The sequence below is a fragment of the Anaerotignum sp. MSJ-24 genome, from assembly GCF_018918145.1.
GTDB lineage: Bacteria > Bacillota > Clostridia > Lachnospirales > Anaerotignaceae > Metalachnospira.
This window is the reverse complement of record NZ_JAHLPX010000004.1, coordinates 161997-173966: the sequence shown is the minus strand read 5'-3', so window position 1 is coordinate 173966 and position 11970 is coordinate 161997. Positions and strand designations below refer to the sequence as shown.

At 40.4% G+C, this 11970-nt stretch carries 12 protein-coding genes; 2 read left to right on the top strand and 10 right to left on the bottom strand.

All coding sequences use genetic code 11. From position 1 onward, the window contains the following. Window position 1: 1 nt before the first annotated feature. From KQI66_RS04040 to KQI66_RS04000, 9 genes are all read right to left on the bottom strand, one after another. Complete coding sequence (locus tag KQI66_RS04040) at window positions 2-865, bottom strand: NAD(+)/NADH kinase (RefSeq protein ID WP_216427392.1); 864 nt, start codon at window positions 863-865, stop codon at window positions 2-4. Between the two features lie 12 nt (window positions 866-877). Continuing rightward, the gene (locus tag KQI66_RS04035; protein ID WP_216427391.1) at window positions 878-1687 is read right to left on the bottom strand and encodes a TlyA family RNA methyltransferase; all 810 of its coding nucleotides are present in this window, start codon (window positions 1685-1687) and stop codon (window positions 878-880) included. Next, the gene (gene dxs, locus KQI66_RS04030; protein WP_216427390.1) at window positions 1677-3560 is read right to left on the bottom strand and encodes a 1-deoxy-D-xylulose-5-phosphate synthase; all 1884 of its coding nucleotides are present in this window, start codon (window positions 3558-3560) and stop codon (window positions 1677-1679) included. The genes KQI66_RS04035 and dxs overlap by 11 nt, the downstream gene beginning before the upstream one ends. 26 nt (window positions 3561-3586) lie before the next feature. After that, the gene (locus KQI66_RS04025; protein ID WP_216427389.1) at window positions 3587-4471 is read right to left on the bottom strand and encodes a polyprenyl synthetase family protein; all 885 of its coding nucleotides are present in this window, start codon (window positions 4469-4471) and stop codon (window positions 3587-3589) included. After that, on the bottom strand, window positions 4471-4719 hold the full coding sequence (xseB, locus tag KQI66_RS04020) for an exodeoxyribonuclease VII small subunit (RefSeq protein ID WP_216427388.1): 249 nt from the start codon (window positions 4717-4719) through the stop codon (window positions 4471-4473). The genes KQI66_RS04025 and xseB overlap by 1 nt, the downstream gene beginning before the upstream one ends. After that, window positions 4694-5935 carry an exodeoxyribonuclease VII large subunit gene (gene xseA / locus KQI66_RS04015; RefSeq protein ID WP_330655006.1) on the bottom strand — a complete coding sequence of 414 codons (1242 nt, stop codon included), beginning with the start codon at window positions 5933-5935 and terminating at the stop codon, window positions 4694-4696. Before xseA ends, xseB begins: the two co-directional genes overlap by 26 nt. After that, window positions 5919-6419: a transcription antitermination factor NusB gene (gene nusB / locus KQI66_RS04010; RefSeq protein ID WP_216427387.1), complete on the bottom strand. Its 501-nt coding sequence runs from the start codon at window positions 6417-6419 to the stop codon at window positions 5919-5921. The genes xseA and nusB overlap by 17 nt, the downstream gene beginning before the upstream one ends. A gap of 57 nt (window positions 6420-6476) precedes the next feature. Continuing rightward, window positions 6477-6869 carry an Asp23/Gls24 family envelope stress response protein gene (locus KQI66_RS04005; RefSeq protein ID WP_216427386.1) on the bottom strand — a complete coding sequence of 131 codons (393 nt, stop codon included), beginning with the start codon at window positions 6867-6869 and terminating at the stop codon, window positions 6477-6479. Between the two features lie 156 nt (window positions 6870-7025). Beyond that, on the bottom strand, window positions 7026-7451 hold the full coding sequence (locus KQI66_RS04000) for a hypothetical protein (protein WP_216427385.1): 426 nt from the start codon (window positions 7449-7451) through the stop codon (window positions 7026-7028). A gap of 79 nt (window positions 7452-7530) precedes the next feature. Here KQI66_RS04000 and KQI66_RS03995 point away from each other — a divergent pair, with 79 nt between their 5' ends. Then, window positions 7531-8001 carry a YbaK/EbsC family protein gene (locus KQI66_RS03995; RefSeq protein WP_216427384.1) on the top strand — a complete coding sequence of 157 codons (471 nt, stop codon included), beginning with the start codon at window positions 7531-7533 and terminating at the stop codon, window positions 7999-8001. 1 nt (window position 8002) lies between these two features. Here KQI66_RS03995 and yunB read toward each other — a convergent pair whose 3' ends face one another. Beyond that, window positions 8003-8644: a sporulation protein YunB gene (gene yunB, locus KQI66_RS03990; RefSeq protein ID WP_216427383.1), complete on the bottom strand. Its 642-nt coding sequence runs from the start codon at window positions 8642-8644 to the stop codon at window positions 8003-8005. A 133-nt stretch (window positions 8645-8777) separates the two neighbouring features. Between yunB and KQI66_RS03985 the strand changes: the two genes are divergently transcribed. Continuing rightward, window positions 8778-11804 (top strand): PBP1A family penicillin-binding protein, encoded by a 3027-nt coding sequence (locus KQI66_RS03985; RefSeq protein ID WP_216427382.1) that lies wholly within the window; start codon window positions 8778-8780, stop codon window positions 11802-11804. Window positions 11805-11970: the final 166 nt, after the last annotated feature.

Sequence of the window (11970 nt, the reverse complement as noted above, 5' to 3'; positions counted from 1 at the left end):
CTTATTCCCCCTTAGAAATGAGTTTCTTTCGCAGAATATCATAAAAACCAATCTTATTTGTTTTGATTATATTTACATCATATTCAGATTTTTTAACACAAATCGAATCTCCGTTATTAAGTATTACGCTCGTCTGTCCGTCCATCGACATTATTATATCGCCGTTGGCACCGAAGCTTGCGTCTATTCTTATAACATCATCGGCAGAAACAACTATACTTCTTGAATGCAGTGAATGTGCACATATCGGAGTTATTACCATACAGGCTATATCCGGCTTAAGCACAGGGCCTCCGGCAGAAAGATTATATGCCGTTGAGCCTGTTGGTGTTGAAACAATCATTCCGTCTGCACGGAATGTGGCAACATATTCATCATTTACATATATTCTGTAGCTCGTTACCTTCGTAAAGACACCTCTCGAAATACATACATCATTGACTGCCTTATATGTTTTCGGTGCATCACCGTCCGCCGATAATATTTCCGATTCAAGCATAAGTCTTTTTTCAAGCTTATATTCGCCGTTTAAAACTTTATCAATGGTTTCATGTGCATCGGTTCCTTCTGCCGCCGCAAGAAATCCGAGCGTACCCATGTTTATTCCGAGAAGAGGTGTGCCATATTTAGCCGCCTTTCTTCCCGTATTCAGCAAAGTGCCGTCACCGCCGAGAACTATAATAAAATCAGATTTGGAATAAAGCTCATATTTGCTTACTCCGAACTCTTGTAAATTTGTGAACTCGGCTATATTATAAGCAAGCACAGGTTTACAGCCTTTGCTTTTTATATATTCGGCAATGTCCTTAACAAAATCCATTGCCGCAGGTTTATCATAATTAGGAACAATTCCTATCGTTTTCATATTCACTTCACCTTAAAGCAGCTCATGCGACTGTTCTTCTATGTCATGTGCCGCCTTATGTGCCTCCTCAATAGTCAATCCTTCATTTTTTCTGTCAAGCATTATCAAATATTCTATATTGCCTTCCGGACCCTTTATAGGTGAAAAATCAATTCCTATAACATTAAGGCCTATCTCAAAGGCAAAATCAATTATTTTCAATATTACTTCCTCATGTACCTTTTTATCTCTTACTACGCCTTTTTTGCCGACCTTTTCCCTTCCGGCCTCAAACTGTGGCTTAATAAGACATACAAGCTGTGCATCATCACTCATAACATTAAGTGCAGGAGGAATAACCTTCGTAAGCGATATAAAGGAAACATCAACCGAAGCAAACTGCGGTTTATCAGGAACCTGCTCCTCGGTTATATATCTCACATTTGTCTTTTCCATACAAACGACTCTTTCATCGTTTCTGAGCTTCCATGCAAGCTGTCCGTATCCTACGTCTATGGAGTATACCTTTGATGCACCGTTTTGGAGCATACAGTCGGTAAAGCCTCCTGTCGAAGAGCCTATATCCATACAAATCTTTCCTTCGATTGTTACAGGAAAAACCTCCATAGCCTTTTCAAGCTTATAACCGCCTCTGCTGACATAAGGCATTACCTTTCCTCTGAGCTCAATATTTGCATTTACGTCTACCTTTGTTCCGGCCTTATCCTCTTTATTTCCGTCAACATATACATCACCTGCCATTATGTAAGCCTTTGCAAGCTCTCTTGATGCGGCAAGCCCATTGTTGACCATAAGGACGTCAAGCCTTTCTTTATCTGCCATTTATATCAATCCGTTCCTTTATATCTTTGTAAATACTTTCACTGTCAAGCTTATATCTTTCAAAAAGCTGATCTCTTGTACCATGTTCAATAAATTTATCCGGAAAAGCATAGCTGTGAACCTTAACATCATTCATAAGCTCCATATCGTTAAGAGCCTCAAGAACAGCCATTCCTGCTCCACCGTCGATAACATTATCCTCAAGCGTAAATATATAACCACATTTTTCGGCGGCAAGCTTAAGCATTTCCTTATCAACCGGTTTTGCAAATCTCATGTTTATAAGCATTGGATTATATCCGTCATTCTTAAGCATTTCGCATACCTTTGCGGCATTGTCGCAGACCGCTCCGGCTGAAATAACGGCAATTTTTTCTCCGTCTTCAAGCAATTCGGCTTTTCCAAATTCTATTTCCGACGTATTTTCTGAATATATATCGGATATATTACCTCTCGGATACCTTACCGCAACAGGCCCGTCTATGTTGTAAACCGCATATCTGAGCATTTTTTCAAGCTCAATACCGTTTTTAGGCATCATAACCGTCATATTCGGCATATGTGTGAAATAAGATATATCATATATGCCCTGATGTGTTTCCCCGTCCGCACCGACTATTCCGGCTCTGTCAACGGCAAAAACCACATGTAGATTTTGCAGACATACGTCCTGCATTATCTCATCATAGGCTCTCTGAAGAAATGTGGAATAAACAGCAAACACGGGTCGGAATCCGCTTTTTGCCAATGCCGCAGAAAAAGACACTGCATGCTGTTCGGCTATTCCTACATCATAAAATCTTGATGGGTGCTTTGAAATAAATTTGCTTAAACCCGTTCCGTTGCCCATTGCCGCAGAAACCGCAACTATCTTATCGTCCTCATCAGCCATTGAACACATTGTTTTTCCGAATACATCGGAATATGTCGGCTTATTTGATTTTTTAATTGATGCTCCCGTTGACAGATCAAAAGCACTTACACCGTGATAAGCGGAAGGATTGTTTTCGGCATATTTATAGCCTTTTCCTTTTTTCGTCTTAACATGGATAAGCACAGGACCTTCAATGTTTTTCGCCCTGTTTATAACCTCAATGAGGCTTTCGATATTATTGCCGTCAACAGGCCCTATATATTTAAAACCAAGCTCCTCGAATATAACTCCGGGAATAAACAGATATTTTATTCTGTTTTTGGTTCTTTTTATCTTGTTCACCATTTTTTCGCTGTCCGGAAATCTATTAAGAAGCTTTTTAACGTCATTCTTAGCCTCTATATAGCCTCGTTCCGTTCTCAGCTCACCCAAATGTCTGCTTAATGCACCTACATTTCCGGAAATAGACATCTGGTTGTCATTAAGCACAACAATAATATTGCTGTTTGATCTTCCGGCATTGTTCAATGCCTCAAAGGCAACTCCGCCTGTCAGTGAACCGTCACCGATAACAGCGACAACCTTTTCGTCACTACCGCGCATATCTCTTGCACAGGCAAAACCGAGTGCTATTGATATTGATGTTGAGCTGTGTCCTGCCGTAAACGTATCGTATTCGCTTTCGGAAGGCTTTGGAAATCCGGAAAGTCCGTCAAGCTGTCTTAATGTAGTAAATTTATCTTTTCTGCCTGTAAGTATTTTATGGATATATGCCTGATGTCCTACGTCCCATACAATTTTATCCTTAGGTGCATCAAAGCAATAGTGCAGAGCCAGCGTAAGCTCGACTATTCCGAGATTTGAGGCAAGATGTCCACCTGTTTTCGATACATTTTCCAAAACAAAGCTTCTCAGCTCAAGTGCAAGTCTGTTTAATTGACCTATATTCAGTTTTTTAATATCCTCCGGCATATTTACCGAATCAAGTACATACTTCAAAAACTCCACCGCTTTCACCAAAAAACTCAGTTTTCCCTCTTAATTAAATATTCCGTAAGCTTAACGAGAAAATCTGTCTTTTCTCCCATGCTCTTTAAGATGTCGATTGCTTCGTCCGACATTGTTTCAACAAATTCCGATGCTTTTTCTATTCCGAACATTGTCGCATATGTAACCTTATGGTTCTTTTCATCACTGTTAATGGGCTTTCCGAGCTTTTCAAATGTGCTTGTTACGTCCAAAATGTCATCCTGAATCTGGAATGCAACACCGATAAGTTCTCCAGCTCTTTCAATTTTTGCTATTTCTTCTTCGGTTGCTCCTCCGAGTACAGCACCGGATTTAAGTGCGCCGATTAACATTGCCGCTGTTTTGTTTTTATGTATAAAATCAAGAGTTTCCTTATCAATAGGCTTTCCTTCGCTTATTACATCAACAACCTGTCCGCCTACCATGCCATGCACTCCGGCACCTTCCGCAATGGCGAGCATAGCCTTGGACGCCTTTATGTCACCCTGCTCAACACAGGCTCTTGCCATAGTTTCAAAAGCATGATGAAGAAGTGCGTCACCGGCAAGAATAGCCATATCCTCACCGAACATCTTGTGGCTCGTAAGTCTTCCTCTTCTGTAATCATCATTGTCAAGAGCAGGAAGATCGTCATGTATAAGTGAATAAGTATGTATCATTTCTATTGAGCACGCAAAGGGCATAGCCTTTTCAACATCACCGCCAAATGCCTTGCATGCCTCCATGACAATAATCGGTCTTAATCTTTTTCCTCCGGCAAAAACACTGTATCTCATTGCCTCAAAGATTATCTGCGGATACTCCTTTTCAGAGGGAAGATACTTTTCCAGATATTCATCAACTGTTTTAACTTTTTCCTTCAATAAATCCTTAAAATCCATTATTCTTCCTCCGTCTGCTCAATATTTACAAAAGGCTTTTCCTCCAGCTGTCCGTCAAGAGTTGTGCTCAATATGTTTACCTGCTGAACAGCATCGTTCAGCTTTCCTCCGCAAAACGATGCAAGCTCCACGCCTTCTTTATACAGCTTTACCGTATCATCAAGTGTCAGCTCGCCGGCCTCCATATTTCGGACTATTTCCTCAAGTCTTTCGAGAGCCTCTTCAAAGCTCTGTTTTTTCTTTGCCATCAAAAATCACCTTATCCTTAACAACGGCATTTAACATACCGTCATTGAGTGTTATGCTTACCATGCTGCCGTTTTCAACATCATTGACCGAAGTTATAACCTTTCCTTCTGCATTCTCCGTAAAGGAATAGCCTCTTTTCAGCACATTCAGCGGAGAAAGTGCGTCCAGCTTTGCCGCTGCCGCCGCAAGCCTGTGTTCATATGCGGTGTTGCTTTTTTCTGCCGCATACTCCATTTTTTCGGTCAGATAATCTATTTTTCTCTGTTTTTCTTCCATACTCAACCAGGGCTTTTTAAAGTCCGGTCTTTCAACAGTCGTTTTAAGCCTTCGTCTTTTTGTGTTTATTATATTTTCAAAAGCGGTATTCAGTCTTTCGACTAAATACTCTGCCTTCTTTTTATCTGCATATTCGTCATTTACCGCCAATTCAGCGGCATTCGACGGCGTAGATGCACGCATATCCGCTACAAAATCGGTTATGGTAAAATCCGTTTCATGTCCAACTGCCGATATAACCGGTATTTCGGACGCAAAAACAGCTCTTGCAACTCTCTCATCATTAAATGCCCATAAGTCCTCTATACTGCCGCCGCCTCTTCCGACAATTATCGTATCGGCTTTTCCGAGCTTGTTTGCCAGCCTTATTCCTTCCGCAATGGAAGATGCCGCATTATCGCCCTGCACAAGAACAGGTATAACGGTTATTGAAACATTTTTGTTCCTTGCTCCGGCAATTTTTATTATATCTCTTACGGCCGCACCGGTTGGCGATGTTACGACAGCGATATTATGCGGATGTGTATTTATCTCTCTTTTGTAATCCTCGTCGAAAAGCCCTTCGGCGAGCAGTTTTGCCTTAAGCTGTTCAAAAGCTACTGTAAGCTCTCCTACTCCGTCCGGCTTCATAAGCTCAGCAATAAGCTGATATTGTCCGCTCTTTTCATATACGGAAACATATCCGCATATAACTACATTCATTCCGTTTTCCGGCATGAACGGCAGTGCATATGCATCACCCTTAAACATAATACAGGAAATAGCACTGTCATTATCCTTAAGCGAAAAAAACATATTTCCCGACGAATGATATTTAAAGTTAGAGATTTCTCCGGTAACCCATACGCTGTTCAGCACAAAATCATTTTCAAGCGTTGCCTTTATATAGCTGTTTATTTTTGATACCGAGTATATTCTCGGTTCAGTTATTGCCGACACTTTCTACCACCTTGCCGAGTATACCGTTAATAAAAGCCGGTGCTTCATCCGCACTGTAAGTCTTTGCAAGCTCGACAGCTTCGTTTACGGCAACTCCGTCCGGAACATCTGCCGAATATTTTATTTCGTATGCGGCAAGTCTGAGAATAGCCTTGTCTACCTTTGACATTCTTTCCACTGTCCAGCCCTTTGCATAGCTGTCAAGCATGCTATCGATTTCGGCCATATGCTCAAGAACTCCGTTTGTTGTTCCGAGTACATATTTTCTGTCATCATCATTCATTTCTTCCGCATTTTCTTCAAAAAAAGTATCTCTTATTTCATCATATCTGCTTTCGATTTCTCCAACGGCATCTTCTGCAAAATCATACTGATAAAGAAGATAGAATGCCAGCTTTCTTGCGTTTCTACGTCCCATTTCTTCCTCCAAATATTTAAAAAGGCTGCCGTTTATCCGGGCAGCCGTTATTATAGGCAGACTCATCGGAAAACCACAGCCTAAACGACCGTATTCCTGTCAAGCTATCCTGATATATTTTCCTTATTCTTCTGTTTCTTCTTCAATATCAACCTGTGCAGGCTGTTCTTTTTCAACCATAATAGCTGTTACATTGATATTTACGCCCGAAACAGTAAGACCCGTCATTGTTTCAACAGCGTTTTTAACTTTCTGCTGAACCTCTTCACAGGCATTTTTGATGTTTATACCAAACTTAACAACTACCTCAATCTCAATAAGTGCAGTATTTTCCTCAACAGTTACTTTAACTCCCTTAGACTGGTTTTTCTTTCCGAAAAATCCTTTAACAGAGCTTACAGGTGCCGAAGAAGGAAGTGAAACACCTTCTGTTTCAGCCGCTGCCGTTCCTGCAATTATTGAAATAACCTCATCTGAAATCTGAATCTGTCCGTTTGCTTCTTTTTCTTCTATCATATTCTGTCATCCTCCTGTTTTATTTTTTAATCATAACCCCGAAACAATACCGCCTCTAATGAAGAGTTATAAATACTCTATTAAATTATTATAACAGATATTTCACATATTGCAATCGGATTATACAAATTTTATACATCAATACTGCATAAAACCTTATTCTGAACTTTTTTCATTTTTTCGGTACTCTCCGATTATTTCAAGCTCCCCGTTTAACGGAAAACTGCATATTTCATTGATGTAATCGTCCGGCTTAACACAGCCCTGGGATACTCTTTTATGTATATTCTCCATGCTTTCGGTGCTGAAATCGCTTTTAAAGCTTTCAAGAGTTCTCACAAGCCACAATCTTCCGGCCGATGTAAACGTAAGCTCATCGGTATATCTTTTTACATCATATATTGTTCCCTCAATATTGGAATATGAAACATGATTATATATTAATTTTCTTGCTTCATAGTCTTTGTTTACGAAGCTTTTGAGTACCGTATATATCTCCCGTCTGTCCTCGGTTATTGTCCTGTTGTACATAAGATCATCTCCGTTAAAGCATATAATAATATTTTTTTCTTTCTTATTCAACTGCTTTATACAAATACCGCCTTGCAAAATAAGGCAATTCGTTTTATAGTCTATATAAAATGTTTTTTGGAGGTAAGCCATGTCAATAGATAACGTAAGAAAATATCTTACCCGGTTTAACAGAGAAAATGATATTCTCGAATTTCCCGTTTCTTCCGCAACGGTTCAGCTTGCCGCAGAAGCTCTCAATGTAATTCCGGCAAGAATAACAAAAACTCTTGCTCTTAAGGACGGCGACGGCTGTATGGTAATCGCTGTTGCAGGTGACGGAAAAATCGACAACAAAAAATTCAAAACCGAATTCGGCTTTAAGGCAAAAATGCTTTCTCCCGAGGAAACACTCGAAATGACCGGCCATGCCGTAGGCGGTGTATGTCCGTTTACTCTTCCCGAAGGCGTAAAAGCTTATTGTGACATTTCAATGAAACGCTTTGATACAGTTTTCCCTGCCTGCGGAAGCTCAAACTCTGCCATAGAAGTTACCTGTGATGAGCTTTTCGAATACTCAAATGCAGTAAAATGGATTGATATATGTAAGGATTGGGAATAAGCTATTCCGTCAATCTGTTGTAATAATCGGGAACTTCTCCGTTTATTACCATATCGGCAAGCATTATTTTTCTTGCCATAATCATGTTTTTCTCGTATATCGGATTTATCAGGCTTACGGATATTTCAACCGTAAGCCATATTTTATAATTGGTCTGGTTTATTCCGGCAGAAACAAACTCCGTTTCATAATCAACCTCACTATTGCCGTCCGGCATTATTTCAAAAACTATTTTCGGTCCTTTGTTTGCCATAAAGGATATTCCTGAAGCCGCTCCGTATGGCACACTCACATTGTTGTTATCAAGATCGTACATTTCTTTGTTTATATAATCGCTTATTTCGGTGCATATTGCATTCACAAATTTTGTATCGGCCGTAATCATTGTCACCGAATTTCCGTTATTCATTCTGAATATCTCTTTAAATTCCTCTTCATGCTTTGCCAATACCGTTCTAACAGCCTCATTTATTATGTCATTTGCAAGGCTTTTTGCATTATTAAGGCACAGCTCTGCCGCAACAGGCATAACATATTTTTCGACAGAATACACAAATATAACTACCGACAATATTATGCCGATAACTGTTATCGTCACCACAAGCTTTTTAAATACACGTTTTTTAATGGTTTTGTCCTCCACTTTTTATTAAAATCCAACAGATTTCGCCTAATTTCAGTATTTTGTAAGATTAAATTAAAAAAATAATATGTAATTTACCTTTATTATCAAGTACCTATCTGTTATAATATATTCTGAATAGGGAGGATTAAGAATGGATTACTCTGAACCCAATAAAAACAAACATAAAATATATAAATATACCGATGAAAACGGTCGTGTTTTTTATGTTGACGAAAACGGAAATATTGTAAAAAGACGTAAGACAACGCCTGCCGAACATAAATCAACATCAAGAAGCACAGAAGAAAGGAACGTAGCTCAAAGACGCACATCTGAAAGGCCTTCTCAGCCACGTATGTCCGACGAAATCCGTTCTTCCGAAAGAAAACACAGTCCGGAGGAACAGCTGAGAAATACTCGCAGAGATGTTTCATCTGCTCCGTCAAGAGCATCCGCGCCAAGACATAACTCAGAAGAAAGCCGACAGGCGCAGTCAAAATCAAGAAGTACGTCAAAACAGCTTCCTGCTGTCGGAAAACAAACTTCTCCTGCCATACATCATTCCGCAAAACACTCTAAAAAGAAAAAACACGGTAAAAAAAGAGGCGGCTGCTTAAAGGTATTCTTAATAATAATAGGTATACTTATACTGATTGCCGCAGGCCTTGCAATAGGCGTTTATATCACAATAATAAAGAGTGCACCTACACTTAATACATCGGATATTGTACCGAGCAATTATACTTCGATAATATATGACAATAACGGTACAGAAATTGATAAGCTCCATGGCGAAGAAAATCGAGAATATGTTACATTCGATCTTATACCCGATGATCTCAAAAATGCTGTTGTTTCCATAGAAGACGAGCGTTTCTATGAGCATAACGGTATAGACATAAAGGGTATTATGCGTGCTCTCGTTATCGACATAAGACAGCGTGATTTCTCACAGGGTGCGAGTACAATAACACAGCAGCTTATTAAAAACGAAATGCTTACAAACCAAAAGACCATTGTCCGTAAAATACAGGAGCAGTATCTTGCGGTTAAATACGAAGCCGAGCTTGAAAAAACTCTCGGCAGTAAAAAAGCGGCAAAGGACTATATACTTGAGCTTTATCTCAACACAATCGGTCTTAACCACGGTCTTAACGGTGTAGGCTCTGCAGCCGAATTCTATTTCGGCAAAGAGGTTTCCGAGCTTGACCTTGCGGAATGTGCAAGTATAGCCGGAATAACAAAAAATCCTTCGAGATATTCACCGATAAGTAATCCGGAGGAAAACAAAAAACGTCAGACAACGGTACTTGACAAAATGCTTGAGCTTGGCTATATAACCCAGTCGGAGCATGACAGTGCTCTTGCGGAGGACATATATGCAAACCTTGTCGGCAGTACTAAGGACGATGAAGATTCGGTAGCACTTCACAGCTACTTTATTGATAACCTTATTGTCACTCTTGCAAACGACCTTATGCAGGAGAAAAACATGACAAAGCAGGAGGCCTATAACCTCATTTACAGTGGCGGTCTTCAGATTTATTCAACTGTTGACCAGAGCATACAGGGAACTCTGGAAGATGCCTTTATGGACGATTCGCTCTTTCCTCCTTCAGACAGAACATATGATGCAACATATACCATTTCTGTACTTAATACGGAAACAGACGAACAGGAGCATCATTCGGAAAGCAAAACTGTTTCTTCAAAGGATCAGGCAGAAGCCTTCGCACAGGAGGTCAAGGAGCAATACGTTGATGCAACCCATACAATGGTTCTCGATAATCTTGCCGTTTCCAATTCTCTTCAGGCGGCAATGGTAATCATTGATTATCACACAGGCGAAATAAAAGCCATTGTCGGCGGTAGAGGACAGAAATCCGGTGACCTTGTATTCAACAGAGCAACTCAGGCTTACAGACAGCCAGGTTCATGTTTCAAGGTTCTTGCCGCATATGCTCCGGCTATCGATTCCGATTTATATTCGGCCGGAAGCTTCATACGTGATGAAGAATACACAGTCGGCGACTGGTCACCGAGAAACTGGTGGACCAGTGGTTACAGAGGATATGCAACCGTTCGTGACGGTATACGAGATTCAATGAACATACTTGCCGCAAAGGTTATTGTAAACGTAGGAATATACAATGCTTATCAGTATCTTCTTAATTTCGGCTTTACTTCACTTGATGCAAAAGAAGATATGAATGCCAACATATCTCTCGGCGGTCTTACAGAGGGTGTATCGGTTCTTGAACTTACAGCTGCATACGGAACAATCGCCAACGGCGGTGTATATATGAAACCTACGCCTTATACAAAGGTTCTTGACCATGACGGAAATGTTCTTCTTGAATATGACTACGAAGGCAAGAGAGTGTTAAAGGAAACAACAGCCTTCCTTCTTACCGATATGATGGAAGACGTTATATCCGGCGGCGGAACCGGCGGACTTGCAAGATTCCAGTCCAACAGAATGCCTGTTGCAGGTAAAACCGGTACAACAACAGACGATAAAGACCTTACATTTGCCGGATACACACCTTATTATGTAGCCGGAATATGGATGGGTTATGACTCACCTAAGAAAATAAGCTATGATAAGAGCTATCATCTTATAGTATGGCGTACTGTTATGGATAAGCTCCATGATAACCTTGCATATAAGGAATTTGAAAAGCCCGACGGTATTATAACAAGCAGTTATTGTGCCGTAACAAACGGAATACCTATTTCAGGTGTATGCGCAAATGACTATTACGGTGCCGGATATTACGGAAATATGGTTTCTACCGACTATGCTACACAAGCAACAGCCGCGCATTCCGAATGTACAGCACATGGCATGTACAGCATATGTGCTGATTCCGGAAAGCTTGCCGGACCCGGATGTCACAATGTCAGAAGTGTTTCTCTTGCTGTTGTAGGCGGTCAGATTGTTAACAGACCTTCACGTGAGGAATGTGCAAAGCGAGGACTTCTTTATATAGATCTCAGCTCGACATGCACCGAAAATCATATTCCCATAATCGGCGATGATGATGTAATCGGAAGTGACAATAATCATGACCATGGTTATCAGCTTGATAATATAACAGGAAATAATAGCTCTGACAGCAGTAACAACGACAGCAGCAGTGACGACGGACACGATATTATAATCGGTGCAAATTAAACAAACCATAAAATGCCGTTCGAATTTAATTTTCGAACGGCATTATTTATATCTTAAAGACCTCATTGGCTTTGCCCAAAACCCCACAAAACTTTAATCATTCAGAACTTTGCTTTGCAAAGCGGCTATGTCGCCGCATCTATCTTCAGAACTTTGCTTCGCAAAG